Origin of the sequence: Chitinophaga terrae (ex Kim and Jung 2007) (assembly GCF_900107795.1) — a bacterium.
GTDB lineage: Bacteria > Bacteroidota > Bacteroidia > Chitinophagales > Chitinophagaceae > Chitinophaga > Chitinophaga terrae.
This window is the reverse complement of the sequence record NZ_FNRL01000013.1, coordinates 163,627-183,407: the sequence shown is the minus strand read 5'-3', so window position 1 is coordinate 183,407 and position 19,781 is coordinate 163,627. Positions and strand designations below refer to the sequence as shown.

Annotated in this window: 14 protein-coding genes and 1 tRNA gene; 9 read left to right on the top strand and 6 right to left on the bottom strand. The window is 45.9% G+C overall.

Annotated elements, in window-relative coordinates:
- Window positions 1-102: 102 nt before the first annotated feature.
- Both BLV62_RS15655 and nfi read right to left on the bottom strand, forming a co-directional pair.
- Window positions 103-176: transfer RNA gene (locus tag BLV62_RS15655), tRNA-Asp, on the bottom strand.
- Between the two features lie 53 nt (window positions 177-229).
- Window positions 230-892: a deoxyribonuclease V gene (nfi, locus tag BLV62_RS15650; protein WP_089762899.1), complete on the bottom strand. Its 663-nt coding sequence runs from the start codon at window positions 890-892 to the stop codon at window positions 230-232.
- A gap of 263 nt (window positions 893-1,155) precedes the next feature.
- Here nfi and BLV62_RS15645 point away from each other — a divergent pair, with 263 nt between their 5' ends.
- The 8 genes from BLV62_RS15645 (at window position 1,156) to BLV62_RS15610 (ending at window position 12,700) form a co-directional block, all read left to right on the top strand.
- Window positions 1,156-1,755, top strand: a complete 600-nt coding sequence (locus BLV62_RS15645; protein WP_089762898.1) for an RNA polymerase sigma factor — start codon at window positions 1,156-1,158, stop codon at window positions 1,753-1,755.
- Between the two features lie 49 nt (window positions 1,756-1,804).
- Window positions 1,805-2,752, top strand: a complete 948-nt coding sequence (locus tag BLV62_RS15640; protein ID WP_089762897.1) for a FecR family protein — start codon at window positions 1,805-1,807, stop codon at window positions 2,750-2,752.
- A 32-nt stretch (window positions 2,753-2,784) separates the two neighbouring features.
- The gene (locus BLV62_RS15635; RefSeq protein WP_225889686.1) at window positions 2,785-6,171 is read left to right on the top strand and encodes a SusC/RagA family TonB-linked outer membrane protein; all 3,387 of its coding nucleotides are present in this window, start codon (window positions 2,785-2,787) and stop codon (window positions 6,169-6,171) included.
- A 17-nt stretch (window positions 6,172-6,188) separates the two neighbouring features.
- Window positions 6,189-7,769: a RagB/SusD family nutrient uptake outer membrane protein gene (locus BLV62_RS15630; protein WP_089762896.1), complete on the top strand. Its 1,581-nt coding sequence runs from the start codon at window positions 6,189-6,191 to the stop codon at window positions 7,767-7,769.
- Window positions 7,770-7,858: 89 nt separating this feature from the next.
- The gene (locus BLV62_RS15625) at window positions 7,859-9,277 is read left to right on the top strand and encodes a hypothetical protein (protein WP_139170191.1); all 1,419 of its coding nucleotides are present in this window, start codon (window positions 7,859-7,861) and stop codon (window positions 9,275-9,277) included.
- A gap of 21 nt (window positions 9,278-9,298) precedes the next feature.
- Window positions 9,299-9,982 carry a DUF3748 domain-containing protein gene (locus tag BLV62_RS15620; RefSeq protein WP_211117932.1) on the top strand — a complete coding sequence of 228 codons (684 nt, stop codon included), beginning with the start codon at window positions 9,299-9,301 and terminating at the stop codon, window positions 9,980-9,982.
- 343 nt (window positions 9,983-10,325) lie between these two features.
- On the top strand, window positions 10,326-11,759 hold the full coding sequence (locus tag BLV62_RS15615; RefSeq protein ID WP_089762894.1) for an MBOAT family O-acyltransferase: 1,434 nt from the start codon (window positions 10,326-10,328) through the stop codon (window positions 11,757-11,759).
- A 2-nt stretch (window positions 11,760-11,761) separates the two neighbouring features.
- Window positions 11,762-12,700, top strand: coding sequence for a hypothetical protein (locus BLV62_RS15610; protein ID WP_089762893.1), 939 nt, complete (start codon window positions 11,762-11,764; stop codon window positions 12,698-12,700).
- Between the two features lie 39 nt (window positions 12,701-12,739).
- Here BLV62_RS15610 and BLV62_RS15605 read toward each other — a convergent pair whose 3' ends face one another.
- A complete protein-coding gene (locus BLV62_RS15605) occupies window positions 12,740-14,014 on the bottom strand; it encodes an HAD-IB family phosphatase (RefSeq protein WP_225889685.1) in 1,275 nt (424 codons plus the stop codon).
- Window positions 14,015-14,237: 223 nt separating this feature from the next.
- Between BLV62_RS15605 and BLV62_RS15600 the strand changes: the two genes are divergently transcribed.
- A complete protein-coding gene (locus BLV62_RS15600) occupies window positions 14,238-14,855 on the top strand; it encodes a M15 family metallopeptidase (RefSeq protein WP_089762909.1) in 618 nt (205 codons plus the stop codon).
- 72 nt (window positions 14,856-14,927) lie between these two features.
- Here BLV62_RS15600 and BLV62_RS15595 read toward each other — a convergent pair whose 3' ends face one another.
- The 3 genes from BLV62_RS15595 to BLV62_RS15585 form a co-directional block, all read right to left on the bottom strand.
- Complete coding sequence (locus BLV62_RS15595; protein ID WP_089762892.1) at window positions 14,928-15,338, bottom strand: c-type cytochrome; 411 nt, start codon at window positions 15,336-15,338, stop codon at window positions 14,928-14,930.
- A gap of 8 nt (window positions 15,339-15,346) precedes the next feature.
- Window positions 15,347-16,630 carry a PQQ-dependent sugar dehydrogenase gene (locus tag BLV62_RS15590; RefSeq protein WP_089762891.1) on the bottom strand — a complete coding sequence of 428 codons (1,284 nt, stop codon included), beginning with the start codon at window positions 16,628-16,630 and terminating at the stop codon, window positions 15,347-15,349.
- Window positions 16,631-16,718: 88 nt separating this feature from the next.
- The gene (locus tag BLV62_RS15585) at window positions 16,719-19,751 is read right to left on the bottom strand and encodes a lantibiotic dehydratase (protein ID WP_089762890.1); all 3,033 of its coding nucleotides are present in this window, start codon (window positions 19,749-19,751) and stop codon (window positions 16,719-16,721) included.
- Between the last annotated feature and the right edge of the window lie 30 nt (window positions 19,752-19,781).

Below are 19,781 nucleotides of genomic sequence, written 5' to 3'. Positions count from 1 at the left end.
ACTCGAACCCGTCTCTACTCAGTAGAGACCGTGACAAGGCACATCATAAAATCCCAAAAACAAAAAAGGTCACACCGTTCTCCGATGTGACCTCGATCCTCGCGGACCGGACGGGACTCGAACCCGCGACCTCCGCCGTGACAGGGCGGCATTCTAACCAACTGAACTACCGATCCTTCCCTAAGGGGCTGCAAATATAGATTAAAAAAAATGAATCTTCCAAATAAAATTAATTTTTATACGCCTCCATCGCTAACCTACCATAATGATCCGCTATACGCGTCGTTTCCGGCAATCTATAACGGGTACTCATACGCAATACTATACCCGTTGCCGTTTCCAGGGAGATCTTATGACCTACCGATACAAAAACAGGATTGATCCCCTTTTGCGTACGTACAGCATTACCAATATGCTGACCATTATCCTGGGCCATCAACGGCGCAATACTTCCTCTCTCAATACCTAATCCTTCATACTCCCCATACAGCCTCGTTTTCCCACATCCTATAACCGGAAGGTTAATAGTTACTCCAAAATGACAGGCAAGCCCAAACCTCCGCTGATGCGCCAACCCCTGCGCATCGCAGATAAAAATATCCGGAATGATCTTCAGCTTTTCAAACGCCTTCAATAAAGGAGGCATCTCCCTGAACGAAAATAATCCCGGTATATACGGAAACGCTGCCTCCATACAATGCGTCGCCACTTCCATCGTCTCCATCGTTAAATAATCCAACACTACTATGCTTCCTGCTATCAGATCCGTATCTTTATCGTATTCCACATCTGTTCCGGCAATATACTTAACAGGATCGCTAAACTGATCTGCAACAATCACCTGTTTACTCAACTCTTCCTGCAATCTTATAGCCTCATCTACAGACCACATAAAAATATTTTTAGAAAGCTAAAATAAAACTATATTTATAAAAGTATGATATGAATAATGTACAAAAGACGCTTGTAAAATTATCTGCTAACACGTTATTGAAAAGGGAATTATAGATTATTGAATCAAAGATTCATACAACCAAAACTAAATATCGCGTATTCAAAGACCAGATGTGAATGATGAAATAATGCCTACAGACGAATGATTTAATATCCACTTAATATTGGTCTATTAATTTTGATCTGACGTTATATTGCTTTATGCCTGCGTATCAGAAACTAAATTTTCCTTCACTGGCTTACGACGCTTCCAGGGCTGCCTTCGAAGCATCTGTTGCCTTGTATTGGAATAAACTGTTGGGAATTGCAACCGCCAAAACCAATGCCCACGATGCTTTCGACATCGTGCAGGATGTGCTGTTGTCGTTATGGGAACACTGGGAAGAAGCCCCTAAAGGCCCCAACCTGGAGTATTATCTTCTCAATGCTTTAAAATTCAGGATATTTAATTACTACCGAACAAACGGACGTTACAACGCCCATCTGAAAAAACTGGAAGTATTATTAAATGATACTATAGAAACTGCCGATGCTTTAGGACAGGAAGAACTGCATGGACTAAAAGAAACATTAGTGGATGAGGCTTTAGGCTCCCTTTCCGAAAGCCAGCGCAAACTATTCATACTAAGGGTAAAACATCATTACTCCTACCAGCAAATAGCACAACTTTTAAATATAGACGCAGGCTCCGCAAGGGTCTTATACAGCAGGGCGCTGAAACAGGTGAAACTGCATATTCAGACGAATCCCTCCCTTTCCGTCAGCCTGGTTTCCTCCTTATTATTGTTTACAATTCGTTAACACAGAAACCAGTTAACATTTTTCCATCATCGGGTACTCTACCTATGAGATGGAACAAAATTACTCAAAGGCGCTGGCCTTACTGGAAAAATTTCATGCAGGTAAATGTACTCCGGAAGAACTGGAGTTATTGGATAACTGGTATAGAAGTATAGACCAGGGTGAGGAAATAATGCCCGTAAACCAGGCGTTATCGGATCAATACCAACAGCAATTCCTGCTCAACTTCAGGCAAGCAACAGAAAAACCTAAGCCTCGTTACCGGCGATGGATAGCCGCCGCCGCTGCCGCAGTACTGTTAGGCGTTGGCATATCGTATCTTTTATCCCCTAAAAAGAATCACCCGGCGCCGAACGACTACCTTGCCATTACCAACACTGATACCACGCCTAAACTGGTAGTACTGCCAGACAGCAGCCAGGTATGGTTAAATACTACAGCTACCATCCGCTATAAAAAGAACTTCGATCTCACCCACCGGCAAATACAACTTACCGGGGAGGCTTATTTTGATGTAAAAGGCGATGAAAAAAATCCTTTTGTCATCCGGACCCGCGATATAAATATCCGGGTACTGGGTACTCAATTCAACGTTGAAGCGTATCCAGGCGAAGAACTTTCGAGGGTTATATTATCCCGGGGCAAGGTTAACGTCCGTTCGGCTCACGACAGCAGCGTCTCTGTTGTTTTAAAACCAGGATATGCTGCATCATTCAGCAACGAAGGCCGGAACTTCGATATCGACAAAGTGAACACATTACAGACCGACTCCTGGAAACATGGCGCTTTCTCAGCAAACGACATCTCATTTAAAGACGCTGTCAACAGGCTTTGCGGCCATTATGGATATACAGTGAACTGGCAAAACACCAAAGACATCAACAAGCATGTGAATGTATTGCTTAACAACACCGACTTCCGTAATGTCCTTTCCAACTTATGTTATATCAATCGAAAAAATTATAGGATCTCTGACAAACAAGTAACTATTTATTAAACCACAACGAACTACCTGAAAACAACTAAACCATGAAAAGGAAGTTTACCTCTTCTGATCAGTTTATTCCGGCGCCCGGAGTAACCACTGCTCGTATTAAACGACTGGGCCTGTTGGGAGGAGCTTTACTGCTTTCTACTTCACTGTTTGCAAGACAAAACAGCCTGAATGAAAAAGTAAAGCTCGATATTTCCAGCGCCTCTTTGTCGCAAGTGCTCACTGCGCTGGGCGCTCAAAGTTCCTTCACTTTCAGCTATGTGAAACAGGACTTCGACCGCATCATTGTCAAGGATTTCAAGCCTAATAACATTACGCTGAGTGAGGCGCTGCAAATGCTGCGCAGTAAATCAGGCATCGAATACAGTGTCAATGAAAAAGCCATCCTGTTAAGAAAAGCAGAACAGGATGAAACACCTGCTCCCCAACAGGTGGTAACAAAAAAGATCTCGGGTCGAGTGGTGTCTGATGAACAGGAACCTATCCCCGGCGTTTCTGTTTGGGTAAAAGGTACACAGATCAGGACAGTTACCGACATGAACGGTAAGTTCACCATCAACGTACCTGATGAAAAATCTGTTATCAGTTTCAGCTATGTCGGCTTCACCACCGTTGATGTAACAGCAGGTAACCAGGAAACGCTGAACATCACCCTGAAACATGGGAGTAGTGATCTGGATGCTGTTGTGGTATTGGGATACGGCACTGCCAAAAAGGGAGACCTCTCTGCAGCAGTAAGTACGATCTCCGATATGAAAACATTAAAAGAACGCCCCGTTACCGACCTTAGCAACATGCTGCAAGGCCGCATTCCAGGCGTTACGGTAGTAAGCAATGGCGGACACCCTACCAACTCCAATAACATGGTGATCAGGGGTGTGGGTTCCCCTTCCGGCGGTTCTGTGATGTATGTGGTAGATGGAGTTCCCAACGCGCCTTATAACCCTGCGGATGTAGAATCCATCACCGTATTGAAAGATGCGGCATCCGCTGCTATCTACGGCGCTTTTGCCGGTTCTTCAGGCGTTGTGCTGGTAACAACAAGGCAAGCTACAAAAGGCGATCCTTACGTTCAATACCAGGGCTTCACAGGTGTTAAACAGGCATGGCGTACCTTGCAGTCGCTGGATGCTTCCCAACAGGCAATGGTTGCCAACCTTGCAGATAAAAACGCCGGCAACCCGCCACAAGATGGATGGGATATCACTAAAAATCCATACGCCCAGGTTACACGTACCGATTGGATGAAAGAGATCTTCCGTACAGCCCCTGTTCAACGTCATGTTGTTACTTTGAACGCCGGTTCTGAAAAACTGACAGCGCTCTTCCAGGGACGATATGAAAACGAAGAAGGAACACTGTTGAACACTTTCAATAAAAATCTTTCCCTCCGTCTGAACGTGAACTACCAGTTCACCAAGAATATCAAATTCAAACAGGATATCTTTTGGAATAACAACGAAAACAGGGATGCCGAAACAGCCAGCGGTTACAGTGGCGTGATCCTTTCTGCCATCTATATGCCACGTTCTGCCACCGTGTACTACGACGACGGTAGCTTTGGAGGTGTGGGACCGCGCAACTCTGACTACAATGGTATTCATGGCGATGCCTTAAACCCGGTAGCCCTGTTGCTCAGGAACAAAGCGACCAATAAATCAAATGATTTACAATCCATTTCTGAGTTTTCATACAGCAACCTGGTACCTGGCCTTTCTTACGTTTCCAGGTTCTCGTATCGCCAGATCAACTCCTATTACAAAAAGTTCACTCCGAAAATTACCGAACCAGGTAAACCTAACGATATGAACTTCCTCTCCTATGCCGATGGCAACATCTACCACTGGATATGGGAAAATACCTTGAACTACACCAGGACCTTTAACAGGCACAGTTTAGGTTTAATGGCCTCTATCACTTCCCAGGAAAGAGGCGATAAAGGATTTACCGCAGGAGCAAGAGGATTCGAAAATGAAGCCGATTGGGCGCAATACTTTACCAACGCATTGGATTTTTCAAAAGATATTCCCACAGATTACAACAACGTAGACAGGAACGCTTCCTATGTAGGTCGTGCTTCCTATAGCTGGGCCGACAGGTATTTTGTAACCGGTAGCTACAGGTACGATATAGCCGGTCGTTTAGCGCCAGGCTACAGGGCGCATAGCTTCCCTGGCGTTACAGCCGCCTGGAAGATCAGCTCCGAACCTTTCTTCCATCTCGACTTTGTTGACCTGTTAAAGATCAGGGGCAGCTGGGGTAAAGTAGGTAGTATAGAAACTGTTCCTTTATATTATGGATACCAGACCTTAACTCCAGGCTATACCTACCAGATAGGCGCCAACTCGCCACGCAGCAACTCCTTGTCCTTGTCCGGCGCCATCAATCCGCAATTAAGCTGGGAATCATCTCAACAAACAGACGTGGGCCTGGACATCAGCCTCTTCAAACAGAAACTGTTATTAACAGTTGACTACTTTGATAAAAAGACTTTTGATCTCATCTACCGCCAGACCAGCGGATGGCCAAATACTTTCGGACTTTCCGCACCTCTTATCAACCAGGGTAAGATCGGCAATACCGGATGGGAATTCAGTGCTACCTATGCTAATAAGATCGGACAGGTGGGTTATAACCTGAATGCCAACTTCGCCACTTTAAAGAACAGGGTACTGGAAATCGACAACAATCCTAATTCTGTAATGCAATTCGGTGACGCTTTCAGAGGCATACTGGTTCCATTCAGATCAAAAGTTGGCGAACCGCTTTTCTCTTACTGGCTGATCAAAACAGATGGTATCTTCCAGTCAGATGCTGAAGCGAAAGCCTACCAGAAGGATGGAAAACCTATCCAACCTAACGCAAAAGCAGGCGACCTGAAATTTGTTGATGAGAGTGGAGATGGAAAAATTGATGATGATGACCGTGTTTATATGGGTAATGCAGCGCCTAAAGTAACTTATGGTTTCTCTGCCAGTGTTACCTGGAAGAATTTTGACCTGAGCGTTTTCATGCAGGGCGTAGGCGGCGTAAAACTATTCAATGCCTTTAAAATGACTACACTGAGCGGCTCAGAACAAGGTTACAACCGTTGGAACAAGATACTGGATGCATGGTCTCCTGAAAATACCGGCAGCAACATCCCGCAGATCAGGGCCAACGATCCTAACAAGAATTTCGGTACAAACTCTGACTGGTACCTCGAAAAAGGCGATTACCTGCGCCTGAAAAATCTCCTCATCGGGTATACATTCCCGAAAATGCGCTGGAACAAAGGCCTGCGTGTTTATGTCAGCGGCGATAACCTCCTGACCTTTACCAAGTATTCAGGCATGGACCCCGAAGTAGGTGGAATAGGATTAGACGGCGGTCAGTTCCCAATTTCCCGTGCATATTCAATAGGAGTAAATGTAAAATTCTGATCTAAACAAAAAATGTCATGAAACCGCATAAATATTTTTTCCTTGCTGCGATGATCGGTCTATCCGCTTGTTCCAAGTGGGTTGACACAAAGCCAAACGGAGCGCCAACTACTGCCTATTTCTGGCAAAGCGATGCAGACATCATCAAAGCAGTAGCTGCAATGTATGAAACGACCAAAGACGAATCTACCTGGGGCCGGGACCTCTTCTGGGTACAGGATGCCAGTGACGATTTGATCGTAGGCCGTGCAAAAGCAGATGGTGAAAACATTAAGAACTTCATCCCAAGCGGCCGTGAAGGTTATTTAACCGGCGGCTGGAACGCGCTCTATAACACCATCAACAAAGCTAACCAGGTGATCCAGGGAGTGCCTACTTCCAAAAACACATCCGAAGCTTTACGCAACAGGGCGCTCGGAGAAGCTTACTTCATCAGGGGCTTCGCCCATTTCTGGGTTGCATACCTCTGGGGACACAAAGACCAGGGAGTTCCTTTCATCGGACCCGAAAACGAAGGTTATGGAACAAAGATCCCTCCGCAGTTGCCTTCCGTAACAGACAACTATGCGCAGGTGATCAGCGACCTTCAGAAAGCTGCCGACCTGTTACCATTCTTTGAAACATACGGCGATACCGACAAAGGAAGGGCGCATAAAGCCGCTGCCTGGGCTTATATGGTGAAAACCTACGCTTACTGGGCGCAATACGATAAAACGAAATGGGCCTTGATCCCTGACCTTTGCGACAAGATCAGGAACGAAGGTCACCGTGCCCTGATCAAAGACAAAACAACAGGACGTGAAAATTACCAGGCCGTATTTACTATTGCCAATAACTGGAGTTCAGAATACATCTGGTCTATCACTTCAGGCGTTGAAGGCGGTTCAGAATTTCCTGGTGTAGTACTTGAAAACACCGGATGGGGCCTGTATAACGGATGGGGATATTTCCAACCTACCGAAGAATTGTACGATGAATACGAAGCTACAGATCCGAGAAGAGAAGTGACCATCCTGAAGTTCGGCGACAAGTTCACGTATTTCGGGCAGGAGAGAGCTTACTTCTCTACCAACAGCCGTTCCGGTTTCCAGATCAGGAAGTATATGGAACCATATAGCTACGGTACTCCCGGCGTTTCAGGATCAAATCCTAACATCAATCCAAATGGCGATTACCCAACTACAAGACTGAACCTGCCTTTGATGAGATACGCAGAGATCCTGTTGTTTAAAGCTGAAGCTATGATCAATCTCGGCCAGAATGCTTCAGGACCGTTGAACGAAGTGCGCGCCAGGGTTGGTCTTGCTCCTATCGCTAACCCAACCTTAGCAGACCTGAAACACGAACGCAGGGTTGAACTGGCCTGCGAATGGACAGACCGGCTTGCTGACCTGAAACGTTGGGGAGATTTCGATAAGATCAGGATGCCATTACATGGCCGCAGCCACGCCAGCAAAACAGATCCTAATTCTCCTTATACCATCGTAGAAGTTTGGCCTGCAAGAACTTTCACTGCAGATAAACTGGCATGGCCTATAAGCCCGGACGAAGTTTCCAGGAGCAACGGGGCTTATAAACAGACGCCAGGCTGGAAATAAAAGAAATTGAACAATGAAAAGGTGAATTTTGGGAGATAGTTCACTAACTTGCTACAGGTTAGTTTACTGTCTCCCAAATTCATTTTACTATGCCTCCACGGTTCTTACTATTTATTCTGCTGTTCACTGTTAGCTGCGGCATGTCCAATGTCCATAAACCCGCTACCGACTCCATCATACCGGCCAACAAACCCCTGATGAAAGATTTTATGGGCATTAACGGGCATTTTGCCTTCAAACCAGCCCTGTATGGCCAGGTATGCCGGCTGGTCAGGAATTACCACAATATGAACTGGGACGCCGAAAAACCGGGCGACTCCATTCACCCTCCCTTCGCTACCAATAATATCAACTGGAAGAACGACGTATATGGCCCCTGGAAAGAACATGGCTTCGAAACTGATATATGCCTGCAATTCCTCGGATTTGGCCCTTCGGTTAAAGATTACAAAGAACGCTGGGCGGGCAAAGAAAGCTGGGCATACGACTACGGTAAAGCCATGGCCAGCTATTTTGGTCCTGCCGGTCAGGAAAAGTTGTGTACGTCCATGGAAATAGACAATGAACCAGGCAGCTATTTCGACAGCACATTATTCAAAAAACTCTTCAGGGAAATGGCCAGGGGCATCCGCGCAGGCGATTCTACCATCAGGATACTGACCCCGGCGGTAACAGCCGGGAGGGAAGATAAATATTCACAGGACCTCCCTTCCATGTATGGCAGCAGCGATATGCTTCCGCTCTACGACGTGATCAACGTACACACTTATCCAACTATCGATAAAGGAATATTAGACGAGAACGGATGGAACAGGAGTTACCCGGAAGACAGATCACTCTACTACCTCGAAATGGTGAACAGCACCATTGCTTGGCGCAATGCACAGGCTAAAGACAAGGAGATCTGGATCACAGAGTTCGGGTACGACGCCTGTACAGATACTGCCATGACTAAACGAAAAGACTGGGCATTGAAACTCAACTGGCAGGGTACAACTGATCTGCAACAGGCCCAGTACCTGGTTAGGTCCTTCCTCTTGTTCTCTGCAATGGACGTACAACGGGCCTACCTGTATTACTACGACGATGATGACGAAGCATCTGTTCACGCCGCCTCGGGCATCACCAGGCACTTTGTTCCTAAAACCGCTTTCTGGGCTGTTAAACAGCTTTACCAGACATTAGGCGATTACCGCTTTAATAAGATCATTAAACAGGATTCCGGCAAAGCTTACGTATACGAATATATTAAGGGCGATGATCCTGCACAGGTGATCTGGGTTGCATGGTCGCCGACCGGTGTGAGAACTGATAAGAAGAATGGTTACCAACCCAAACAGTCAGCTATCGAATTATCGCAGCTCCCTGGAAAAGTAGTACAGGTAAAAGGAATGGCAGAATCAGAGAATACCGAACCCGAAGTAAGCTATAAACAAAATGATGCCGCCGGCTTATCCATCACAATCGCTGAAAGCCCCGTCTATATCCGGTTTGAAGCTAATAAATAATAAATCACACCCGGAGAAGATATGCGATACCGTTACTACCTGATAGTTCCGCTGCTTATCATCTTTCATGGTGTTGCAGCACAGAAGCCGCCCTTGTATACGCCTGTTCAACTGACAAACGGGCAAATGGGGCATACGCTGAACAGCACACAATGCATCTCCGCCAACGACGAATGGGTAGTATTCGATACCCGCAACGAGGATACGAAGATTGGAACAACCAGTACCATCGGTATTCTTAACCTGCGTACCGGTGAAATAAAAACTGTTTACCAAAATCCTGCTACCACCATCTACGGCCCCGGAGTTGGCGCCGCTACCTTCTCCCCTGCCGCCAACCGGGTGATGTTTATACATGGTATCCGGAATGCCGACAGCATCAAGCCTTACGGCAGTACGAGAAGAACCGGCGTATCGATAGATATAGCACATCCCAATGTACTTTCCTTCATGGACGCCCGGAATGTTTACCCTCCCTTTACTCCAGGCGCTTTAAGAGGCGGTACCCATGCCCATTCGTGGAGCCACGATGGTAAGTGGGTCAGTTTTACATACAACGACGCCATTATGGAACGCCTGGGAAAAGACAGGAGAACAGTAGGTATTATGGTGCGCGGGTTTTATCAATATTTTCGGCGTATCGCCCAACGGCGGTCCCGTTACCCAATTAAGCCGCCTGCCTTTCAATATCCAGGGAGGTATTAACTTTAGCCCTGATGGCAGATACCTGGTATACTTTGCAGATAATGCCATTTGCCTGACAGACATACATTCCCGGCACTCGTACAAACTAGTCGGAAACCTGCATCCTTATGGCGCTGTTAGCTGGTCGCATAACGGGAAAACGCTGCTGTTCAATCAATATGTCAAACATCCGGAGGGCGGAGAATGGCTGCAGATCTTCTCTGTAAACCTGGATCACCGGCTCTCCCAATACCTCCAGTCAAGGAAAATATAATCCTCAATGCCTTATACCTTAGCAATATTCGTATTATTGCTACTTTCTGGGTTTTTGACTACTTTTGGTCGTTTTTTTGAAAAATAAGTGATGCTTTTTAACTCGCTGAACTTTGCCATATTTCTGCCCGTCGTTTTTGTGCTATACTGGTTCGTCACCAATAAAAGCCTCAAACTGCAAAACCTGCTTCTTTTGCTGGCCAGTTACTTTTTCTATGCCTGCTGGGATTACAGGTTCCTCTTTCTTTTGATATTTTCCACTTTCCTGGATTATTTCACCGGGATCAGGATGTTTGATGCAAAACCCGGTATGAAACGGTTCTGGTTTTGGCTAAGCGTGGTAGTGAACCTGGGATTTCTCGGCGTGTTTAAATACTTCAACTTTTTTTCTACCTCCTTTGCAGAAGCATTGAACCTGGTAGGATTCAAAACCAATCCGGTTCTGCTGAATGTAGTATTACCTGTAGGAATCTCGTTCTATACTTTCCATGGTTTATCATATGTGATCGATATCTATAATAACAAGATACAACCAGAGAGAAATTTCGTTACCTATTCCGTGTTCGTGAGCTTCTTCCCATTGCTGGTAGCAGGGCCAATAGAGAGGGCCACTCACCTTCTGCCGCAGATCAAAAAGGAAAGGGTATTCAACTATGCGCAGGCGGTAGACGGATTAAAGCAGATCATATGGGGATTGTTCAAGAAAGTAGTGATTGCAGATAATTGCGCCTACTATGCCAATATGATCTTCAATGATGCAGGCGCACACACGGGCAGCACATTGGTTTTAGGAGCAGTCTTTTTCACCTTCCAGATCTATTGCGACTTCTCCGGTTACTCAGATATTGCACTGGGAACAGCCAGGTTATTTGGAATAGAATTGCTCCGCAATTTTGCGTTTCCATATTTCTCCAGGGATATCGCGGAATTCTGGCGGCGATGGCATATATCCTTATCATCGTGGTTCAGGGATTATCTTTATATCCCCTTGGGGGGCAGCAAGGGCGGTACCTGGATGAAGATCAGGAATACCTTCATCATCTTCCTGGTAAGCGGGTTCTGGCACGGCGCTAACTGGACATTCATTGTATGGGGTGGATTGAATGCCTTGTTTATGATGCCGCTGATCGTATCGGACAGCAACCGGAAAAATCTCGAGATTGTAGCGCAGGGAAAGCTGTTCCCGACATTCAGGGAGCTTATCAGTATGTTACTTACCTTCAGCCTGACCACACTTTGCTGGATTGTTTTCAGGGCGGAAGATATGGGGCATGCCTGGACTTTCATCTCCGGCATCTTTACTCCTTCGCTGTTCACTGTTCCTACAATCCTTCCTGTGAAGATCCTTGTTCTCACAGCCATCTTCATGGTCATTGAATGGGTGGGAAGAGAACAACAATATGCCATTGCCAACGTTGGTATTACCATGCCAAGAGCAGTGAGATGGGGTTTTTATTATGCAGTGATACTGGCGATATTTTACTTCGTTGGCACTGATCAACAATTCATTTATTTCCAATTTTAGGTATGAAGCAATTTTTGAAAAAGGTTGGCCTGTTCCTGCTTCCTTTGCTGTTGCTGGGTTTGATAGCAGAGGTATTGCTTCGCCGTATTCCCAATGAATACGCCTATAAAAGTGAATACCTGGATAAACATGCCGATAGCGTTAATATCCTGTTCCTGGGCAGTTCTCACAGCTACCTGGGAATTAACCCCGAGTTTATCCATGGCAACAGCTTCAATGCCGCTGCAAGCAGCCAGAGTATCGATTATGACCTGAGGATATTGCAGAAATATGATTCAAAACTTAAGAACCTGAAATACCTGGTAGTTCCTGTTTCGTACTTCACATTATTCACGGATCTTTCAGAAGCCCCTGAATCATGGAGAGTGAAGTTTTATACCATTTACTACGGCATTCACAGTTCTTCAAGATTTAACGACTATACGGAGATGCTGTGCGGAAGTCTTGAGTTAAATACCAAACGCCTGATACGTTACTATGCGCTGAAAAGGAATTTGCTGGAATGCAACAGTCTTGGCTGGGCTCTTCCCTTCCACGAAAAAAAGGACGTACCATCTTCAGGCGTGGAAGCAGCCAGGAAGCAAACCGTTGCCGGCAGGCATCTTTTCAGCAAACACCAGGAGATCCTTTCCAGCATAATCAGTATCGCAGCAAAACACCATGCTACGGTGATACTCTTTACCGCGCCAGGCTATAAAACATACTATAACAATCTCGACACCAACCAGCTGAACACTACTTTAAAAACAGTGGAAACGATGGTGATGAACCATCCCAATGTACAGTATTATAATTTGCTTAGAGACAGCTCATTTACCGAGGAAGATTTCTACGACGGCGACCACCTGAACCAGTTCGGCGCCAGGAAATTTTCAATGAAACTGGATACCCTTATTCAACATCTCGAAGAAAAGAAAACATTGGCTGCAAAGGGCTTATAACAAAAACGCCGCCTCTGCTTAGTGAAGGCGGCGTTTTTGTTAGTATAAGAAACGTAGTTGTATCGTTCCCGGTATGCTCTTCATTTCCTTCAGCATCTGTTTATCGTATTGCCCCGAAATATCAGTGATCACATAACCTATCTGCTCATTCGTCATCAGGTACTGTGCTGTAACATTCAGTTCATGCGCCGCAAAAACCTGGTTCACCTTGGCCAGTACGCCTACCATATTTTTATGAATATGTATAAACCTGTGCCCGCTTACCGAAGGCAGCTGGATATGAGGGAAATTTTCCGATTTGACGGTATCCCCATTGTTAATAAACCTGGCAATTCTTTTACCCAGGGACTCGGGCTTTTTACCTTGCGCAAATACAGCGATACCACGCTCGGTAGATAAGGCAAGCGGGATATTCACTTCTGCGCTATATCCTATTACTTTCAGTTTACGTGCGTCAGATAACAGTTCAGTTGTCAGCGTTTGTCCTTTTCCTAAAAGCAGGATACCCGCTTCAGTTATGGAGGATTTATCCAGGGTTGCTGTATGCTTAACTGCAAATCCATCCTTTTTCAGAAACTTCACCGTTTCTTCGGGCACATTACCCGCCACCAGGCAAACGATCCTGTTCTTAGGATAGGAGATCGCCGCAGGGATCTTGTTGATATAAAGTATTTCGTCAAGGCTCGGGGTAACGTGATCCGCCTTTTCGGTGACAGACTTTCTTTCTATGTTTTCTGTGAATGCGTAGAATTTCTTGATCATGCCCGATTCCTTCAACTGGAAATCAGAATATCCATCGCCAATCCCGTGGATTTCGCCAGGCAGCTTCAGTGTTTGCAATAGTTTAACTTTACCTCCTTCGTACGACAAGGGGTTTGTATCATCATACCCTACTATCTTCCCGTTTTTGTCAAATACAAAAGTATTGGCGTAGATATTTTCTGGTTTGATATGAAATGGCAATACAACCGGGGTAATAAATTCCTTGAATCCGCCGGAAACGATCAGTACCTCGTTAGCATGTTGCCTGAAAAAGTTCTTATTCCGCGCAAAAGAGGTAGATACCAGCTTTTTCAGGTGCTTTACCAGGAGCTTCAGATGACTTTTATCTGCTTCCAGTAGTTGTACCCTTGCTGCCAGGCTTTCACGGAACGACAATTTGCCTTCCATCGCCTTGTTGGTATATTCCTCGATCTTCCTGTAAATAGCTTCCCTGTCGGGTCTGTCCTGTAATGAAATACGTGCTAATTCATCCAGTGCCTCTACCTGTGTGAAAGTACTGTCGAAATCGATAATAAAATATTTTTTGCTCACAATCTGATGTTTAGAGGGCCGTAACACGGCAGGATTTGAAAAGAAGCACAAAATTAGAAGTTTGTAGAAATTATAAAAGCTTTCCCCAAGTATTTAGAAATCATATAATCCTGGGGCTATTATTTGCAAAATTCAATGATTCAACGTAATTTAACATGACATGTAGTTTTAACCCCACCCTCTGAACAACCGCGATTCCTTTTACCCTCTAATGAACTATACCATGAGCTACCAATTATTTAAAACAGATGTGCTGTTTTACCAGCGGCTGCTTAAAGCTACCGGCTTCTATACAGGCAAAATGGATGGAAAATGGGGCCCTCTTACAGATGCCGCCGATAAAGCGTTTACAACTGAAAGCCACCGGATCGCCGAAGAATACGGGACCTTCGACATCCGCAGCGAAGGAAATATCTTTTCGTTGATCCCCAAAGCGCAGATCCTTGCACGGCAATTTCTTGATAAACTGACCAGTGCAGGCAATGATGTAAGGATTATTTCAGGCACCAGGACCTATTCGGAGCAGGACCTGATTTACAAGCAAGGCAGGTTTGGAAGCAAACTTCCTAAGGTTACCAATGCCCGCGGAGGGCAAAGCAACCACAATTTTGGTATCGCATGGGATATCGGCCTGTTTGAAGACGGCCATTACAGTACCCTGGATTCCAAATATAAAAAGATCGCCAACGATGTATTAGCAGACTTTCCCGACCTGCAATGGGGCGGCAACTGGACTTCGTTCAAGGACTACCCGCATTACCAGCTGAAAGCGGTATCAGATAGTGTAACACAGATCAGGAGCCTGTTCGAGAAAGGAATGCCTTATGTAAGCGAGCCATAAAACGAAAGAAGCATAAGAGTTTTAAGATCTGGTGATCAAAAACCCTTATGCTTCTTTATATCTTCTTAAAAACTACTTCTTCGCCCGCTCCGCCTTCACTTCCGCAGCCGTTACCGCACTGGCTTTATTGCCAAAATTACTGCGTATATAAGTCAGCACATCGGCAATTTCCTGGTCTTTCAGGAAATCGTGAGGCGGCATGTTATTGGAATAGTATTCGTCGTCAATAGGTACAGAGGCTTCCAATCCTTTTAATACAACCTGGATCAACGTTGATTTTTCTCCCAATACGTAGGAAGTTTTGATCAGCGGAGGATTCATTCTCGGCACTCCGCTGCCATCCACCTGGTGACAGGTCAGGCAATATTGCTCATACACTTTCTTGCCCCTGGCAGCAGAACTGCCTGCAGCAGGCTTTTTCGTCTGAGCGTCGGATATGCACCAGAGGCCCGACAACACAGCTGCTATCATCCATTTTTTCATATCAGTAATTATTTACTGTAGCTAATTTTATAAACAGTTCCTTTAACATCATCTGTTACGTAGAGCGAACCATCAGGCCCCTGTGCCAAACCGCAGGGGCGGTGCTGAGCCTGGCCGGGCGACTGGATATCCGGAACGCCGGCAAAACCGTCGGCAAATATTTCCCATTTGCCGCTAGGCATACCATTTTTAAAAGGTACAAACGCAACGAAATAACCTTTTTGGCCTTTCTGACGGTTCCATGAACCGTGGAAGGCTACAAATGCGCCATTCTTATATTTCTCAGGGAACTGGTTGCCGGTATAGAACAACAAGCCATTCGGCGCCATATGGGCAGGGAAAGCAACAACGGGATCTATGGCATTTTCTCCGCCTTTTTTCTTTCCGTCTCCGCCATATTCAGGGGCAAGCATTTTCTTGTTTTGCAAACCATCATAGTAGATATATGGCCAGCCGGCATCATCTCCTTTATTCAGTTTATACATGCACTCGGCGGGCAGCTCATTCCCCTGTTGCAAAGAATAATATTCGGGGAACATATCATATAATCCATCCCTTCCATGCTGCATTACAAACAAGTGATTGCTTTCTGTGTTCCAGTCCAGGCCTACGACATTCCGTAAACCGCTGGCATAACGGGTACCGTCGCCATAGGTTTGGTTAGCTTTGTCGGCCCTGAACTGCCAGATGCCGGCTGCGGAATCCCTGATCGGGCAACCCTGTATGCCTTTAGCGCCTTTCGCCCTGTCTTTCTCCTGGCAGGAGTTAGAGTAAGCACCGATGTTTACATAAATATTACCGCTATTATCAAGGGCAATAGATTTGGATTCATGCTGGTGCCGGTTGATCAGCCCTGTAATGATCTTTTCAGGTTGATCTTGGTTCTGTACCTGGTATTGATCGTTCAGTTTATACCTGAATACTTCTTCATCTGAGGAGGCGTACAGGTAACCGTCTTTAATGGCTATACCCGTTCCGCGATAGGTTCCGAATGTCTTGATATCATCCATCTTGCCGTCTCCGTCGCTGTCATGTAATACGGCAATTGCTTTACCAGGCTTACCTGACTGGATCTTTACATAAATATCGCCCTTGCGAGTAACAGCAATGTGGCGAGCCCCACCCAGATTCTCTGCTATCGCCTGGGCATGAAACCCGGCGGGTAATTTCAGACCGGCGTTACCCGGGTCTGCAACCACATGACGGCTGCTGTCCCCGCTTTTACCTATGGCAAAGCTTTCAGACATCAGACCCAGCAGAGAAAGGCCCAGGAAGATTACTTTAGTTTTCATATTTCGTTATTTACAAATAATTGAAGGCTGTTATGAGTGTAAAAATAACAATCATTTTATTCATTAAATATGAATTTACATGACCGGGTTATTCTCCCCTGGCAACAACGGAAGTATAGTGCTTCATCAGGTAATGATAGATAACCAGTTCCTGCATTCTGGCGTTAGCGGTGAACATGCGGTTCAGGAACATATGCAGGTAATGCGGCAAGAGCTGTTCGGGGAGCCTGCCATTAAAAGCTTGCTGCAATGCCCTTGTTCTATAGGCCAAAATAGCGGCAGCATCGCTTATCAACGTTTGTCCGTCACCGTTACCAAGCGCCAACGCGATCTGCCGGCGGTGTTCCCTGAACTTCCTGTTCAGCTGTAACATAAGATCATCGTTCCCCCTGTGCTCATCGAAAAATTGCTGTTGCAATTGCTGGTATAAAGCAAGCCTCTCGCTTGCTGTATAACCATCTAGCAGGGAATCGGCGCCCTTTAACGCAAGCAGCCACCTGTCGGCCTGTTTGCTTCCCGGGATGCTTAACAGGGAAACGACAGCCTCACTGTCTATCCAGAAGAACTGTTCAGATAATTCCATGAACTTCTCATCATACCGTTCGGTTTCCCTGATATAGGTATCCAGTTGTACGCGTTGTACCACGCCGCTATCGAGGTACGACTGCAATATAGAATGCGCCTGTTGTAAAACATAGCCAACCTGCGAAGCCGGCTCTGTTAAATGAAAACGTATGCGTATGTGCATATCTGGATCCTGGTACCGGATAAAGAACCAGCGGTCTGCCATTCCTTCCTCTTTCAACTGCTGCACCAAAGGATATAATGCTTTGGTCAGCAATTTATCTATCCAGCCAAATCCGCAGTATATTTTTATATAAAGCCATTCGCTGCCCGGCGGGAAGCTGCGCTGCATCGCCGTTTCAACAACTGGATTAGCTGTGGGCGTATGGGTAAACGATCTGTTCTTTAATGGGATGATTAGCTCGTTGCAATAGTGCCCCTGTTTGTTGCTTAGCAACCGGTTTTCGTTTGGCGCTATAAGCTCGTATAACACAACGCTGCTTTTGCTAAGTTTGTCGGTAAGCAGGGTACAGGCCATTTCACTTTCAAAACAGATCAGCAATTCATTGTCTCCTTCTGTCAACAATACCATATCCGGCACCTGGTATTGTTCTCTCCAGTATTGAATGGCTTCCTGAGGCGTTTTTGTTGCCAGCAGCTGCTGATATTTTTCGGAAGAAAGATACCAACGCGCTCTTTCGAGTATAAGATGTTTGTAGACAACCCTTGGCAGGAAAGGCTGTTCCAGCAAAGCGCCCCACTGCCAGCGGATGCTTACGGCGTCTTGTTGTTGCAGGTCGGCAAGAAATTTATACACTGCCAGTCCTCTTACAAAATTATGTGCAGAAGTGAGTCTTGGCATCACTTCTTTGTTCAGCCGTTTAGATCGTAATACCACCCGGTTGTTGCGCACACTTACGCAAAGATCGTCTGCCGGTATCTGGAAGTTATTCTCAACACTGCTTTTACCGAGGAAATGTATTTCATGTTCATAGACCTGCGATCTGAGTAATACGTTTCCTACTCTTCCTTCCGGGAGGTGAATAAGTTCAGCGAATATTTTATCGGGGAACAGCGATTGTTCTTCCTTTGCAAATTGCCGCATATGCGCCGCCAGTTCCGGATCGCCGGCGCCAAAGCGGCCCAGTAAAGCCAGGGCGTTAGGGCCGCTGAACGATTTTAACTGGAAGAGGAAATCGCCGTTATCCAGCGCAGTTTCATTATTTGCAATGAGTGACCCCATCAGGGTAAATCCTGCCGGCAAGGGTATAGATGGCTGCTTCTGCAGGGTTTTAAGATCTTCTTCCGTGATCGTGATCTCTTTGTGCTGATGTTGCAACGCCTGCAGGAATTTCTCCCAGATAAACTGGGTAACGGTATTCCAGGGAAGCGATTGTTCGGCAACTGTGCCGGGCATAACAAGATCATCTACCAGCGGCGTATAGCTTGCAGCGCCTCCGGATGCAAGTCCATAGCCGATTCCGATATCGCTGTCCAGCGCCACCATCAATGGTATTTCCTGCTGTTCGTATCGTTGCTGGAATTGTTCCCTGAACTGCTTCATGTCCGGGTGCCCGCTCTCTGTTGCCAGCACGGAAATATCTTCCAGGTCGGCCAGCAGCATTTGCATGGTCGTTGTTGCAATGTGGGCTTTAACATCAGGGAAGTAGGCATCTACCTGGATGTTAGTGGCGCCTTTTAATTGGGGGAAGCGTTGTTCCAGCAATGAATCGATCTGCCGGTAGTGTGCTACACCAACCGTTTGTTCCTTCAGCAAGTCCTTTAACGGGTTAAGCGTGGGAACAAAGGAGATAAATGACAGGTTTTCAGGACTGCTTAACCGGGGGGCCAATCCTGGCACCAATACCTGGTTATTGATCAATGTTTCAATAAATTCCCCCGCTTCCTCAGCTGCTATTTCTTTCGAAGTCAGTACTTTGGTAAGCGTCTGAATAGTTGCTCCTTCTGAGGCGGCAGATAAGAGATCATCTATAAATTCATTGCGGGCAAATGCGCTGATAAAGTATCGCTGGGGCTTCAGTTGATATTCGAAATACCTGGCGCTGTCTCCTATTTTGTAGATGCTGTCGTTCGGGTAAAAGAGCACTTTTTGCTTAATATCGGGCTCTTTCAGCAGCTCGTCGAACAATGCGGAGAGGAAGCCCATATCCAGGCGGGTAACCTTCCGGATACGGGGAGAATCGGGAATAGAAAACGATGACGGCGAATCATTGACGGAACCCGTAGCACACCCGGCAAATAAGCCATAGGGGGTGCAACGGGAACACATTCTAAGAAGATAACGGTATAAAGCTAATGGTAATTTGAGGGAAGTATCGTGATGATTGTTTAACCACTTCAGCGTTTCCTGGTGTAAGGAGATGCTTGCAAGGAAGAGGGCTTCCTGTAACAGTGGAGTGGTGTATAACCGGCGTAATTCGTTAATAAAGGAATCAACGCTATGGTTGGCAGCTTCGTGAAATTGTTGTATCGTGTTAAACGGCAGTAATGGAATCCGAAGTAAATAGAAATCCGATGCCTGTATCTTTCCTTTCATATTTAAACACCGGGATCAGGTTAATTGATC